Annotated in this window: 12 protein-coding genes; 7 read left to right on the forward strand and 5 right to left on the reverse strand. The window is 61.7% G+C overall.

All coding sequences use genetic code 11. From position 1 onward, the window contains the following. Nucleotides 1-30 precede the first annotated feature (30 nt). Nucleotides 31-450 carry a hypothetical protein gene (locus tag ACP7C6_RS27445; RefSeq protein ID WP_010206751.1) on the forward strand — a complete coding sequence of 140 codons (420 nt, stop codon included), beginning with the start codon at nucleotides 31-33 and terminating at the stop codon, nucleotides 448-450. A gap of 15 nt (nucleotides 451-465) precedes the next feature. Continuing rightward, complete coding sequence (locus tag ACP7C6_RS27450) at nucleotides 466-1,359, forward strand: cation diffusion facilitator family transporter (RefSeq protein ID WP_016978609.1); 894 nt, start codon at nucleotides 466-468, stop codon at nucleotides 1,357-1,359. On the opposite strand, the gene ACP7C6_RS27455 is transcribed toward ACP7C6_RS27450, so the two are convergent. Next, complete coding sequence (locus ACP7C6_RS27455; protein ID WP_426109505.1) at nucleotides 1,356-2,384, reverse strand: DUF6515 family protein; 1,029 nt, start codon at nucleotides 2,382-2,384, stop codon at nucleotides 1,356-1,358. The two genes, ACP7C6_RS27450 and ACP7C6_RS27455, sit on opposite strands and share 4 nt — an antisense overlap. A 397-nt stretch (nucleotides 2,385-2,781) precedes the next feature. Between ACP7C6_RS27455 and ACP7C6_RS27460 the strand changes: the two genes are divergently transcribed. Together ACP7C6_RS27460 and ACP7C6_RS27465 are read left to right on the forward strand one after the other, a co-directional pair. Then, nucleotides 2,782-3,261 (forward strand): Lrp/AsnC family transcriptional regulator, encoded by a 480-nt coding sequence (locus ACP7C6_RS27460; protein WP_003194418.1) that lies wholly within the window; start codon nucleotides 2,782-2,784, stop codon nucleotides 3,259-3,261. Nucleotides 3,262-3,450: 189 nt separating this feature from the next. Then, a complete protein-coding gene (locus tag ACP7C6_RS27465) occupies nucleotides 3,451-3,660 on the forward strand; it encodes a DUF2788 domain-containing protein (protein WP_025999909.1) in 210 nt (69 codons plus the stop codon). Here the strand turns inward: ACP7C6_RS27465 and ACP7C6_RS27470 are convergent. The 4 genes from ACP7C6_RS27470 to ACP7C6_RS27485 all read right to left on the reverse strand — a co-directional run bounded on the left by ACP7C6_RS27470 (nucleotide 3,655) and on the right by ACP7C6_RS27485 (nucleotide 10,131). Further along, nucleotides 3,655-4,290 carry an rRNA large subunit pseudouridine synthase E gene (locus tag ACP7C6_RS27470; protein WP_426109506.1) on the reverse strand — a complete coding sequence of 212 codons (636 nt, stop codon included), beginning with the start codon at nucleotides 4,288-4,290 and terminating at the stop codon, nucleotides 3,655-3,657. The two genes, ACP7C6_RS27465 and ACP7C6_RS27470, sit on opposite strands and share 6 nt — an antisense overlap. A gap of 71 nt (nucleotides 4,291-4,361) precedes the next feature. Further along, a complete protein-coding gene (amn, locus tag ACP7C6_RS27475) occupies nucleotides 4,362-5,834 on the reverse strand; it encodes an AMP nucleosidase (protein ID WP_161634128.1) in 1,473 nt (490 codons plus the stop codon). 66 nt (nucleotides 5,835-5,900) lie between these two features. Then, nucleotides 5,901-7,547 (reverse strand): acyl-CoA dehydrogenase family protein, encoded by a 1,647-nt coding sequence (locus ACP7C6_RS27480; RefSeq protein ID WP_426109507.1) that lies wholly within the window; start codon nucleotides 7,545-7,547, stop codon nucleotides 5,901-5,903. Between the two features lie 193 nt (nucleotides 7,548-7,740). Next, complete coding sequence (locus ACP7C6_RS27485; protein ID WP_323624913.1) at nucleotides 7,741-10,131, reverse strand: hybrid sensor histidine kinase/response regulator; 2,391 nt, start codon at nucleotides 10,129-10,131, stop codon at nucleotides 7,741-7,743. A 276-nt stretch (nucleotides 10,132-10,407) separates the two neighbouring features. Here ACP7C6_RS27485 and ACP7C6_RS27490 point away from each other — a divergent pair, with 276 nt between their 5' ends. Genes ACP7C6_RS27490 through hemL form a run of 3 tightly spaced genes read left to right on the forward strand, consistent with a single transcriptional unit; the run spans nucleotide 10,408 to nucleotide 13,151 of the window. Continuing rightward, on the forward strand, nucleotides 10,408-11,205 hold the full coding sequence (locus ACP7C6_RS27490; RefSeq protein ID WP_016978603.1) for a hydroxymethylpyrimidine/phosphomethylpyrimidine kinase: 798 nt from the start codon (nucleotides 10,408-10,410) through the stop codon (nucleotides 11,203-11,205). 21 nt (nucleotides 11,206-11,226) lie between these two features. Further along, nucleotides 11,227-11,850: a thiamine phosphate synthase gene (thiE, locus tag ACP7C6_RS27495; RefSeq protein WP_028618056.1), complete on the forward strand. Its 624-nt coding sequence runs from the start codon at nucleotides 11,227-11,229 to the stop codon at nucleotides 11,848-11,850. Between the two features lie 17 nt (nucleotides 11,851-11,867). Next, on the forward strand, nucleotides 11,868-13,151 hold the full coding sequence (gene hemL / locus ACP7C6_RS27500; RefSeq protein ID WP_016973898.1) for a glutamate-1-semialdehyde 2,1-aminomutase: 1,284 nt from the start codon (nucleotides 11,868-11,870) through the stop codon (nucleotides 13,149-13,151). Nucleotides 13,152-13,319 lie beyond the last annotated feature (168 nt).

Here is a 13,319-nt window from a genome sequence, read left to right on the forward strand (position 1 = left end):
CCCGTATCAATCGTGTTCAGGAGAGTTTCCATGCGTATCGCTTCCCGTGTCATTGGCGGTGTACTCGCCGTCACCCTGCTGAGCCAATTGACGGCCTGCGGTTCGATCTTCTACCCGGACCGCCGTGGCCAGATCGACGGCAAGATCGACCCGACCATTGCCGTGCTCGACGCCGTGGGCCTGCTGTTCTATGTGATCCCCGGCCTGATCGCGTTCGGCGTGGACTTCGCCACCGGCGCTATCTACTTCGAACCGGGCAAGACCGCCCAGGTCGATCCGCAGAAACTCCACGAAGCCATTGGCGCCGACGGCAAGGTCGACAACGCCAAGCTGCAAAGCATCATCCAGAAAGAAACCGGCCGCAGCCTGCCGCTCGACGACCCGCGCATGATCCAGTTCAAGGGCAGTGTGCAACAGCTCGCCAGCCTGGGCCTGCAACCCGCCGCTTAAGGATCCGAGCCGCCTATGACCAGCAGTCCCGAACACGCCAGGCTCTTGCGCCTGGCCACCCGCGCCTCGGTGGGCGTGGCTTGTGCGCTGATTATCACCAAGGCCATCGCCTGGTGGCTCAGCGGCTCGGTGAGCATGCTTGCCGGGTTGACCGATTCACTGCTGGATGGCGTGACCTCGCTGCTGAATCTGGTGGCGGTGCATTACGCGTTGCGCCCGGCCGATGACGATCACCGTTATGGGCACGGCAAGGCGGAGTCGCTGTCGGGCATGGCGCAGGCGCTGTTTATCGGCGGCAGTGCGGTGTTGATCGCGTTCCAGGCCTATCAGCGTCTGCAACATCCGGAACCGGTGGGCGCACCGTGGTTGAGCATTGGCGTGATCGTGTTTTCCCTGGTACTGACCGTGGCTTTGCTGATGCTGCAACACCGGGTGATCCGCGAAACCGGCTCCAACGCCGTGCGCGCGGACTCATTGCATTACCGCTCCGACCTGATGCTCAACGGCAGCATCTTGGTAGCGCTGGTGCTGGCAGGGTTTGGCTACCATCAGGTCGATGCCTGGTTCGGACTGGGCATTGCCGCTTACATCTTATGGAGCGCCATCCAGATCGCCCGTGAAAGCTTTGCGGTGTTGATGGATGAAGAACTGCCGCCGGACGTGAGCCAGCACATGCTCGAACTGGCTCGTGGCGTACCGGGTGTATTGGGCGCGCATGATTTGCGCACGCGGATTTCCGGCAGCCACTGGTTTGTGCAACTGCACCTGGAATTGCCGGGGGAATTGACGCTGTCAGTGGCCCACGGCATCAGCGACCAGGCCGCCGATGCTATTCACAAGGCCTACCCGCGCGCCGAAGTGCTGGTGCACGCCGACCCGCGGGAAGTGGTCACAGGCAATAAAACCTAGTACTGCACCTGATAACCGCGGCTGCTCAGGCAGTTGCCCTGGGCCTGGCGGTAGGTTTGCACCACCGCCGGATCGGGGGCGTAGGTGACTTGCTGCGGGTCGAAGCCACTTTGCTGCACGGCCCAGCGATAACAGTCATAACCGTCCTGCTGCACCTGGGCCGGTGACTGGCCGTTGGCCGGATACGCCACCACGTCATAGCCATTGCCTTGCGGCGCGGGCTGCGGTGCCGGTACGGCGGCTGGCGGTTGCACCACCACGTATTGCTGGGAGCTGCTTTCGTAGGTGTAGTAGGAACCCGCCGCAAGGAAGAACAGCGCGCTGCCGATCCACACTTCACGCGCGTAGTCCGGCAGGTAATGCACACGGATGCCGTAGGGCGGCGTCACCACCACATAGCGCGGGCCTTGCGGGCGATACCAATAGCCGCCGGAGTAGAAGTAGTCCTGGCCACGGTAAGGCACGCGGTAATTGCGATCAGGGAAGCGGTCGATCACATAACCTGGGCGATGCTGCGGGCCTGGGCCCCAGCCGTTGCCATGGCCGTCAGGGCGACCGGGCCAGCGGTTGTCGCCGGGGCGCGAGCCTGGGCCGCCGGCTTCCCAGCGTTGGTTGCCGTCATTGCGTCGAGGGATGTCACGGTAATAGCCCTGACGCGGTTCCTGGGTCTGGCGCACGGTGTCGGGGCGACTCTGGATCGGCAGGTTGTTCGACGGCTGTGGTTGTGGCTGGGGTCGCCCCTGCTCATTGCCCTGGGGACGCCCTTGCCATTGGCCACCACCGTTCTGGCCTGCGCGATCAAAATGCTGATTCTGCGGGCGCGGCTGGTTGTTTTGCTGACGTGGTGGGTTGTTCTGCGGACGCGGCTGTTCATTACCGCCTCCTGGCCGTCCGCCCTCCGGCCCTCTTTCATGCTGACCACCGCCCTCACCACGCGGCCCGGTATCACGTTCGTCGGCCACTGCCTGGGCGCCAACGGTGACCATCAGCAAACCTACACCTGCCAAACGCCAGATGCGCTTCATGCTATTCCTCACTGCGGATTAGGGCCTGTCCATGAGACTGGAAAAGCCAGGCCCGGTTCTCGGACAGGTTATCAGCAGGCAAAAGAAAAGGGGTGACCCGTCGGCCACCCCTTGAGAACTTCGTCCTGGCTCAACGCTTTTGACGTTGGCTCACCTCACGCCGTCTTGTGGACAGTGTGCAGCCTGGAGGCCGGCTCAACCCTGCTGGGGTGGCGGCCGCAGCGGGCCTGATTGGGCGGGCTGCTTTGGACTGTTGTCCAGGCGGTGATTCTGTTGATAACGATACCCGCCAGCGCCCGGCAAATGATTGCGAAGATTGCGTCAATAAACAGTGCTTGCGCAATTTTTAACCCTTCATGGATAATTCACCGCAATAGTTACGACAAAGGCCATCCCAATGAGCAAGCTTGACCGATACGACCTGAGTATTTTGGCGGAATTGCAACGTGATGCGAGGATCTCCAACCAGGAGTTGGCCGAACGCATCGGCTTGTCGCCTTCGCCGTGCTCGCGCCGGGTCAAGCAGTTGGAGGACGACGGCTACATCGCTCGCCAGGTCGCCTTGCTCGACCGCAAGATGCTTGGCCTGAGTCTGACCGCCTATGTGCTGATCGGCATGGACCGCCACACGCCCGAACGTTTCGAGAACTTCGAAGCGGCAATCCGCACCCTGCCCCAGGTGCTGGAATGCAGTTTGGTCACCGGGATGGATGCGGACTATCAGTTGAAAGTGGTGGTGCCGGACATGGATCACTATCAGAAACTGCTGCTAGGTCACCTGACCCGCATTGAAGGTGTGACCAGCGTGCGCTCCAGTTTTGTGTTGAATCAGGTGCTTAACAGCACCGAATTGCCGCTGACGCACCTGAGAACCTGACCCCCAACCTGTAGGAGCCAGCTCGCCGGCGATGAGGCCCTTGAACCAAGCGCCGATCGTTCGGACGCCATCGCCGGCAAGCCGGCTCCTACAAGGGGCGTGCGTCGCACCGACGCAGGTCAACCTTGAGCGCATCGCGCGGCCTTATACTGCCCGCCTGCCTTTGTCGGAAAATTCGCCATGAACAACATCGATCCCGCCCTCTTCGAAGAATGGATGATGACCGGCCTGGTCACGATCCTGATCATTTTCATGGGCTTTATCGTCTGGGACCTGGCGAAGAAGTCCAAGGCCGGGCGTTTTGGCTCGTTCATCCTGTTCTTCGTCTTGGGCCTGGGCGTGGCCGCGTTCATCATCAAGAGCGTGGTGATCGGCCTGATCGAGTCCGGCGCCTTATAAGCGCGCCGGCACTTCCTTCCACTGGCCTTGATCCAGGCCGTCAATCGTCCAATCGCCAATGCGCACGCGCACCAGACGCAGGGTGGGCAAGCCCACGGCGGCGGTCATGCGCCGCACCTGGCGGTTACGCCCCTCGCGAATCACCAATTCAAGCCAGTACGTCGGTATGTTTTTGCGAAAGCGCACCGGCGGGTTACGCGGCCATAACTCGGGCTCATCCAACTGCCGCGCTTGCGCAGGCAAGGTCTTGCCGTCATTCAGTTCGACACCGTCGCGCAAGCGTTGCAGTTGCTCTTCGGTCGGTTCGCCTTCCACCTGCACCCAGTAGGTTTTCGCCAACTTGTGCTTGGGGTCGGCAATCCGCGCCTGCAACTGGCCATCGTTGGTCAGCAACAACAAGCCTTCGCTGTCACGGTCCAGGCGGCCCGCCGGGTAGATGCCGGGGATGTCGATGAAATCTTTGAGCGTCGCGCGCCCGCCTTCGTCGCTGAACTGGGTCAGCACGTCATAGGGCTTATTGAACAGGATCAGCTTCGGCTCGGCCGGTGGCGCCTTGGCGACACGCCGCGCTGCGGAATACGGAGGTTTCACGCCAGGGCGGCGCGAATCGGGACGGGTGGGACGGGACATGGCAAAGGAACATCTAACGGTCAGGACCGACAATGCTAGTGGCCTGACCGTTAAATGACCATCCCAACCGCTTAGCGGAACGGCGGCTCGTCGAAGCTGCGCAGTTTGCGCGAGTGCAGCGAGTTGAGTTCGGTACGCAGCAAATCCACCGCCTCGATGCCGATCTTCAAGTGCTGACTGACCGCACGCTCATAGAATGCGTTGGCCGAACCGGGCAGCTTGATCTCACTGTGCAGTGGCTTATCCGACACACACAGCAAAGTGCCGTACGGCACCCGCAAGCGATAACCCTGGGCGGCGATAGTGCCGCTTTCCATGTCCACGGCCACGGCGCGGGACAGGTTGATCAGCGGCCGCTCCTGTGCCCAGCGCAGTTCCCAGTTACGGTCGTCGTAGGTCAACACGGTGCCGGTGCGCAGGCGTTTTTTCAGCTCTTCGCCTTTTTCGCCAGTGACGTTGGCCGCCGCTTGCTGCAAGGCCAACTGCACTTCGGCCAGGGCCGGGATCGGGATGTTCGGCGGCACGACGCGGTCGAGAATCCCGTCGCGGCGCATGTAAGCGTGAGCCAGCACGTAATCGCCGATGGTCTGGGATTGGCGCAGGCCGCCGCAGTGGCCGATCATCAGCCAGCAATGCGGACGCAGCACGGCCAGGTGGTCGGTGATGTTCTTCGCGTTGGACGGGCCGACGCCAATGTTGACCAAGGTCACGCCGTGGCCGTCAGTGGCTTGCAAGTGATAAGCCGGCATCTGATAACGGTGCCACACCACCCCGGCAGCAATCGCGGAGGCTTCACCGTGGTCCATCGCTTTGTCGATCACCACGTTGCCCGGCAACACCATGCGGATAAAACGCGGGTCGCTGCGCAGTTGTTCCAGGCCATGCAGGATGAACTGGTCGACATAACGGTGGTAGTTGGTCAGCAGGATCCACGGCTGCACATGGCGCCAATCGCTGCCGGTGTAGTGCACCAAGCGGCGCAGGGAAAAGTCCACGCGCGCCGCATCGAACAACGCCAGGGGCAGCGGGTCAGTGTTTTCCCAGTCGTACAGGCCATCGGCGATGCCATCAGTGGCGGCCGACAGGTCGGTACTCGGGAACACGCGGGCCAGGGTCGCCGCAGTCACGCCGGAGCCGGCCAGTTCATCGCCCTGCTCCACTACGTAAGGGTATGGAATGTTCTGCTGGCTCACACCGACTTCCACCGTCACGGTGAAGTCGTGCATCAGCGGCACCAGTTGCTCCAGCAGGTATTTACGAAACGCCGCAGGATGGGTGACGGTAACGCTGTAGGTCCCTGGTAACTGAACCTTGGCATACGCCCGGGTGGTCTGTGGGACTTCGCCGTGGCAGTGGTAGGTCAGGCGCAGTTCCGGGTAGCGGAACAACGCACGTTGTTCGGCGTCGGGTTCGACGCGGTCCTTGAGGTATTGCTTGAGGGCTTGATTGAGCGCGCCCGTGGCACGCTCATGCAGGGCCGCCAGCCGGTCCACGGCTTCTTCAGCGGTTTGAACGACAACAAAAGCTTCGGTCACGGTAAGCATCCTGTGTTCTGACTTGCAGGCCTTTATCTTGCCTGTATCCCCGTCAGACGCAAACTTTGAATGCAATCAACAAGGTGTGGACCTGGCGACAATCGCCGCCACGTCGACGCCACGCGGCAGGGTGCCATACACTCGACCGGACGATTCGCCCAAGCGACTGGCGATAAACCCATCGCTGACCGCCGCATTGCCGGCTTCCAGCAACAGCTTGGCCTGCAACGCCACGGCGATGTCTTCGGTAAGCTGGCGCGCACGGTATTGGATGTCCTGGGTGTCCATAAAGGCTGACTTCAATTGCTCGATATGCCGCGCCAGTAGCTTGTCGCCATGCCCATCCCCCAGCTCGACAAACAGCGCTTCCAGCACGCCCGGCTCTTTTGACAACGCGCGCAGCACGTCCAGGCACTGCACGTTGCCAGAACCTTCCCACGTCGAATTCACCGGCGCCTCACGGTACAGGCGTGGCAGGATGCTGTCCTCGACGTACCCGGCACCGCCCATGCACTCGGCGGCTTCATTGATCATGGCCGGGGCGCGTTTGCAGATCCAATACTTGCCCACGGCTGTCACGAGCCTGGCGAACTTGGCTTCCTGCTCATCGCCTAAATGATCCAATGCGCGGCCCATGCGCATGCTCAGGGCCAACGCGGACTCGCTTTCCAACGCCAGGTCCGCCAGCACGTTTTGCATCAAGGGTTGTTCGCTGAGCACCCGCCCCCCCACCAAACGATGGGCACAATGATGGCTGGCCTGGGTCAGCGCCTGGCGCATCAATGCGCTGGAGCCGACCATGCAATCGAAGCGGGTCATGGCGACCATTTCGATGATAGTCGGCACGCCACGGCCTTCCTCACCGATCATCCAGGCCAGGGCGCCACGGAACTCTACTTCGCTGGAGGCGTTGGAGCAGTTGCCCAGTTTGCTTTTCAGGCGCTGGATGTAGAACTCGTTGCGCGTGTCATCCGGGCGGTGCCGGGGCAATAGGAAGCAGGTCAGGCCCTTGTCGGTTTGCGCCAGGGTCAGGAAGGCATCGCACATCGGTGCCGAGCAGAACCACTTGTGGCCCACCAGTTCATACGCCTGGCCCGGACCGCCGGCACCCACCGGATAGGCGCGAGTGGTGTTGGCGCGCACGTCGGTGCCGCCCTGTTTCTCGGTCATGGCCATGCCGATAGTGGCACCGACCTTGTGAGCGATGCCGACATTGCGCGGGTCGTATTGGGTATTGAGGATTTTCGGCAGCCAGGTCTTGGCCAGATCCGGTTGCAGGCGCAGGGCAGGCACGCAAGCGAAGGTCATGGTCAGCGGACAGCCGGTGCCGGCTTCGGCCTGGCTGTGCAGGTAGGTCATGGCGGCGCGGGCCACATGAGCGCCGGACTGCGGATGCGCCCACGGCAGCGACGGCAAGCCATGTTCGACGGCCGTGCGCATGAGTTCGTGGTAAGCCGGGTGAAACTCCACCAGGTCGATGCGATGGCCATAACGGTCATGGCTGTTGAACACCGGTTTGTTCTGGTTCGCCAGGAATCCGGCCTCCATCAACGGCCCACCGGCCAGTGCGCCGTAGGCATCGATACGCGCTTCTGCCCAGCCAGCACCAAAGCGGCGCGACCATTCCTGCAGGGGCAAATCGATACGGTACAGGTTGGTGCCGTCCAGGGACGGTGGCTGGTTGGTGACGTCGTGGGTTTCGGCAAACTGATGCAGGTTCATGACGGGCCTCCTGGAAAAAGGCCCATTTCGATTGAGGCTGTTTGTAGGAGCGAGCTTGCTCGCGAAGAACGTGAGAGCACCGCGTTTTTACAGGGTGCTCGCGTTATCGTTGACGTTCTTCGCGAGCAAGCTCGCTCCTACACGGTGCCCGTCGATTGAGGCCGGTTTTTTCAGTTAAACACCGTCATACCGCTTAAAAAAGTGGCATACCCGCCGAATGTCCGGCGCTTTCGCCCTCTACCGGACACAGCAACCGACGCTCCAACACCGCCTGCAAGGCCTCGAAACGCACAGGTTTGGCCAGGCGATCGGAGAGGCCGATGCCGTGGCAGCGCTCACGCTCCGACGCATTCAGCGACGTACTCAAGGCGATTACCGGTAACTCACCGCAGCCGGGCAATGCACGGATCTGACAACACAACGAGAAGCCACCTTCAGGGATATCCAACAGTACTGCGTCGAAATCTCCTGCTTGCAAGGCAGCCAACGCGTTCGGGCCGGTGTCCACGGTTTTCACCCGGTATCCGAGTTTGAGCAGCATGCCGCGCACCACCAGTTGGCCGACGCTGTTGTCGTCCACCAGCAGCACCGAGCACTCCTGAGGTGCGCGCTGCTTATCCGGCGCAGGCCGGGATTCAGGTGCTAGGGGACTGACCTCCACTTCAAGCTGGAAGCGGCTGCCTTTGCGCGGCTCGGAATGATGGGTGAGACGCCCGCCCAGCAGCTCGATCAGTTGCCGGCAGATCGCCAGGCCGATACCGAGGCCGCCGTACTCGCGGGTCATGGAGCCATCCAGTTGGAAGAACCGCTGATACAGGGTCGCTTCGTCGAGGAAAGCAAAGCCGATTCCGGTGTCGGTGACGATAAAGCTCAAGCGCAGGCCACCGCCACTCTGGGGCACACCGACCACGCGCAGGCGCACCGCGCCTTCGTGGGTGAACTTAAAGGCGTTGTCCAGCAGGCAATCCAGGCACTGCAGCAGTTTGTCGGCGTCGCCCAGTACGCGGTCTGGCAACTCGTCCGCCACATCGATGGAGAACGCCAGGCCTTTGCTCTGGGCGCTGGCGGTGAACTGCTGGCGCAAGGTGTCTAGCGTACCGCGCAGGCTGAATACCTGGGGTTGGGCGCTCAAGCGGCCGGCCTGCAATTCGGTGAGGGTAAGGATGCCGTTGACCATGCGCATCATGTCCCGCGCCGAACCGGCGGCGGTTTGATGGTATTGCGCCAGGTCCGCGTCCAGGGGCACGGTCTGCATCAGTTCGAGGGAGCCGATCACGCCGTTCATGGGCGTACGCAGTTCGTGCGTTAGGGTGGCGAGGAACTCGTCCTTGAGTCGGTTGCTGCGGGCCAATTGCTGGTTGAGCACTTCAAGTTTTTGGCTGGCATCGAGCAGGATCTGCGCTTGTTGCTCGCGCATGGAATTGATGCGGTCGGCCAGAGCCAGGGACAGCAGCGCCACTTCAATCGCCGAGCCGATCTGGCTGGCATACATGGTCAGGAATACGTTGGGCAGATAGCCCAGCACCATCAGCGTATTCACCACTCCACCTAGCAGGAACGCCGACCAGGCGATGATGAAATAGCGCGCCACCCGCTGGCCGCAATACCAGGCCTTGATGGCGGCGACAAAAATAGTCACGGTAAACACCAGTGCCAAACCGGTGGCCAGGCGCAGTGCCAGCGCGTAGCTGGTCATCAACGACAGCAGCATCACTACGCCACCGCAGGCCACCAGCGCCAGCAACAGCCGGTTGATCCAGCGACTGTGCTGGGCCGTGTGCAAAAAGCTGCGCGCAAACAGGCTGCCGAACAACGCCGCCGAGCCGATCAGGAATGGCGTCGCGGCATTCGCCCACCAAGGATTGTTCGGCCAGAAATACTCCACCGCCGCACCGTTGACCGACAGCTGATACATGCCAAACGAGGCAATATAAAAGATGTAATAGAGGTAGCTGGTGTCGCGCACGCTGAGGTAGATGAACAGGTTATAGACCAGCATCCCCAGCAACACGCCATAGATCAGGCCCAGCACATACAGGCGCAGCGGCTGTTGCTCCAGGTAGGCGGTGCTGGACCACAGCGTCACAGGCGCCTGGATCGATCCTTCGCTTTGCAGGCGCAGGTACACGGTTTTTGCCTCGCCCGGCGTGAAGTCGACCTTGAACAAGTAGTTGTTCTGGCGGATCTCACGGGCGGAAAACGGCAGCGCATCCCCAGTACGTCCTGCCAGCCGATAAGTGCCGGTGTTGTCGGGCAGGTAGAGGTCAAGATGGTCGAGCGGCGGGTACGCCAACTCCAGCAACCAGGTGCGCTGCGCTTCGGGATTAGTGGGTAGGTAATGCAGATTGACCTTGAGCCAGAACACCGAGCGCGAGTAGCCAGCATTCAGGGTGTCTTTATCGTGGGGCTTGAACTGCGCGGTGGCGGACGGCGCGATCACATCCGCGATGGTGAGGGCATCGGTCGGGTCTTCGAGCACTTGCATCGCTCGCCCCAACGGCAGGCTTTGTGTGTCCTGGTTAAACTCGATGGCGTTGGCGAGCATCGGCAACCCGCACAACAATAAAATCAGCAAATAGCGCATAGAGCCCCAGCGTGGCCTGTCCGGTTATGTCAAAAAGCCCCCCATTCCTTTTGAGAAGACGTACACCGGCAATACAGTAAGTAGTTTGGATCCACTCTAGCATAGCCACTAAAGGCTATTGGACACCATTGAAATAATTTTTTGAAAGGCTCTAGAACGAGGCTTTCAGCGATATTCAGCGAGTGCAAAACCGCCAAAAAAGCGTCACTGCGATGGCAAAATTCAACCATCGCCAGACGGCCCCGCCAAAAGCGTTTGGTGGTAAGCTCGCGCACCATGAATATCTACAGCTCTCGTCCCGTTGTCCTCTGTCTCTCCGGCCATGACCCCAGTGGTGGCGCCGGCTTGCAGGCAGATATCGAAGCCCTGCTCGCCCAGGGTTGCCATGCGGCTCCGGCCGTCACCGCCTTGACCGTGCAAAACACCGTCAATGTCATCGATTTCCGCGTGCTCGACCGCGAGTGGGTACTGGCTCAGGCCAATGCTGTACTCGGCGATTCAGAAGTGGCGGCGGTCAAGCTGGGCATGCTCGGTTCCACCGCGATGGTCGACACCGTAGTCGAACTGCTGCAGGCGCATCCGCACCTGCCGGTGGTATGCGACCCGGTGCTACGCGCCGGCGGCGGTGGCAGCCTGGGCAAGGACGAAGTCGGTTATGCAATGCGCGAGCGGTTGTTGCCGCTGTCGCTGATTGCCACGCCCAACCTGCCGGAAGCGCGCATCCTCGCGGAGCTGCCTGAAGGCACCGCAGACGAATGCGCCGAGAAGCTGCTGCCGTACATCAAGCACCTATTGATCACCGGCGGCCATGGCGACGAGCACGAAGTGCACAACCGCCTCTATAGCCGCGACGGCACGCGCCAGACCTTTACCTGCCAGCGCCTGCCCGGCAGCTATCACGGTTCGGGCTGTACGTTGGCCAGTGCGTTGTCCGGCCGGATTGCCCAGGGCGAAGGCTTGGTGAGCGCCGTGCAATCGGCCCTCAACTACACTTGGCGCACCTTGCGTGATGCCGAACAACTCGGCCAGGGCCAGTTTGTACCGCGCCGGCTGCCGCTGGATTTTTGCTCGTAAGACGACAGAGGGGCCTGCCCGATGAAACTACGTGGCCTTTACGCCATTACCGACAGCCAACTGCTGGCCGGTAAATTCCTCGCCTACGTCGAAGCAGCGTTGGACGGTGGCGTGACCCTGCTGCAATACCGCGACAAAAGCAGCGACGAAGCCCGACGCCTGCGTGAAGCAGAAAAGCTGCGGGAGCTGTGCTCGCGCTACAAGACCCAGTTGATCATCAACGACGACGCCGAACTGGCCGCCCGCCTCGGCGTCGGCGTGCACCTGGGCCAGACCGACGGCCCGCTGACCCCGGCCCGTGCCCTGCTAGGCTCCAAAGCCATCATCGGTTCCACCTGCCACAGCCAGATCGAACTGGCCGAGCAGGCCGCCAAGGAAGGCGCCAGCTATGTCGCCTTCGGCCGCTTCTTCAATTCCAACACCAAGCCCGGCGCACCGGCCGCCACCACAGAGATGCTGGCCCAGGCCCGTGCGCGTTTGCAGTTGCCGATCTGCGTGATCGGCGGCATCACCCTGGAAAACGCCGCCCCCCTGGTAGCCCACGGCGCCGACCTGCTGGCGGTGGTGCATGGCCTGTTTGGCGCCGACAGCACCCAGGAAGTCACGCGCCGCGCCCGTGCGTTCAACGCCCTTTTTCAGATTTGATTTAAGAGAGCCCGATCATGTCCCGTTCCGAAACGCTGTTTGCCAATGCCCAGAAACACATCCCCGGCGGTGTGAACTCCCCCGTGCGTGCGTTCAAGAGCGTGGGCGGCACGCCGCTGTTCTTCAAGCATGCCGAAGGCGCCTACGTCACCGACGAAGATGACAAGCGCTACGTGGACTACGTCGGCTCCTGGGGCCCGATGATCCTCGGCCACAGCCACCCGGACGTGTTGGACGCGGTGCGCAAGCAACTGGAACACGGCCTGTCCTACGGCGCGCCGACCGCCATGGAAACCGAGATGGCCGATCTGGTCTGCTCGATCGTACCGTCGATGGAAATGGTGCGCATGGTCAGCTCCGGCACCGAAGCCACCATGAGCGCGATCCGCCTGGCCCGTGGTTTCACCGGCCGCGACAGCATCATCAAGTTCGAAGGCTGCTACCACGGTCACTCCGACAGCCTGCTGGTGAAAGCCGGTTCCGGCCTGCTGACCCAAGGCGTGCCAAGCTCGGCCGGTGTGCCGGCGGCTTTCGCCAAACACACCCTGACCCTGCCGTTCAACGACATTGCCGCCGTCGAGCAGATGCTCAACGAAGTGGGCCAGGACGTGGCCTGCATCATCGTCGAGCCGGTGGCCGGCAACATGAACTGTGTACCACCGGCGCCAGGCTTCCTCGAAGGCCTGCGCGAGCAGTGCGACAAGCACGGCGTGGTGCTGATTTTCGACGAAGTGATGACCGGTTTCCGCGTCGCGCTCGGCGGCGCACAGGCTCACTACGGCGTCACGCCGGACCTGAGCACCTTCGGCAAGATCATCGGCGGTGGCATGCCGGTGGGCTGCTTCGGCGGCAAGCGTGAAATCATGCAGCACATCGCGCCACTGGGCCCGGTGTACCAGGCGGGCACCTTGTCGGGTAACCCGCTGGCCATGGCCGCCGGCCTGACCACCCTACGCCTGATCAGCCGCCCGGGCTTCCACGCCGAGCTGACCGACTACACCACGCGCCTGCTCGACGGCCTGCAACAGCGCGCCGATGCCGCTGGCATTCCGTTTGTCACCACCCAGGCGGGCGGGATGTTTGGCCTGTACTTCAGCGGCGCTGACGATATCGTCACGTTTGATGACGTGATGGGCAGCGACGCCGATCTGTTCAAGCGCTTCTTCCACCTGATGTTGGAAGGCGGTGTGTACCTGGCGCCAAGCGCTTTCGAAGCCGGCTTCACCTCGATCGCCCATGGCGAAGCCGAGTTGAAACTGACCCTCGATGCCGCCGAACGCGCCTTTGCCGCATTGAAATAATGGGTCGTACAAATCAGGCGCCGCGCAAACGGTGTCTGATTTGCTACTTTGCTTACAGAGATTTCCGCGTTTTTTAGAGAAATCACCTGCAATCCGGCAGATAACTTGCCCAAGCAGCAGAAAAACGAGTAAAGACTTTGTAAGCAGAGGCCTGCTTATTTCATAATG

It is taken from the genome of Pseudomonas sp. TWR1-1-4, from assembly GCF_049897165.1.
GTDB lineage: Bacteria > Pseudomonadota > Gammaproteobacteria > Pseudomonadales > Pseudomonadaceae > Aquipseudomonas > Aquipseudomonas canadensis.

Excerpts from the sequence above, each read along its gene's own strand:
- hemL (WP_016973898.1), top strand. The coding sequence starts at position 11,868 with ATGTCCCGTTCCGAAACGCTGTTTGCCAATGCCCAGAAACACATCCCC.
- ACP7C6_RS27480 (WP_426109507.1), bottom strand. The coding sequence starts at position 7,547 with ATGAACCTGCATCAGTTTGCCGAAACCCACGACGTCACCAACCAGCCA.
- amn (WP_161634128.1), bottom strand. The coding sequence starts at position 5,834 with ATGCTTACCGTGACCGAAGCTTTTGTTGTCGTTCAAACCGCTGAAGAA.
- ACP7C6_RS27485 (WP_323624913.1), bottom strand. The coding sequence starts at position 10,131 with ATGCGCTATTTGCTGATTTTATTGTTGTGCGGGTTGCCGATGCTCGCC.
- ACP7C6_RS27460 (WP_003194418.1), top strand. The coding sequence starts at position 2,782 with ATGAGCAAGCTTGACCGATACGACCTGAGTATTTTGGCGGAATTGCAA.
- ACP7C6_RS27450 (WP_016978609.1), top strand. The coding sequence starts at position 466 with ATGACCAGCAGTCCCGAACACGCCAGGCTCTTGCGCCTGGCCACCCGC.
- thiE (WP_028618056.1), top strand. The coding sequence starts at position 11,227 with ATGAAACTACGTGGCCTTTACGCCATTACCGACAGCCAACTGCTGGCC.
- ACP7C6_RS27490 (WP_016978603.1), top strand. The coding sequence starts at position 10,408 with ATGAATATCTACAGCTCTCGTCCCGTTGTCCTCTGTCTCTCCGGCCAT.
- ACP7C6_RS27470 (WP_426109506.1), bottom strand. The coding sequence starts at position 4,290 with ATGTCCCGTCCCACCCGTCCCGATTCGCGCCGCCCTGGCGTGAAACCT.
- ACP7C6_RS27455 (WP_426109505.1), bottom strand. The coding sequence starts at position 2,384 with ATGAAGCGCATCTGGCGTTTGGCAGGTGTAGGTTTGCTGATGGTCACC.
- ACP7C6_RS27445 (WP_010206751.1), top strand. The coding sequence starts at position 31 with ATGCGTATCGCTTCCCGTGTCATTGGCGGTGTACTCGCCGTCACCCTG.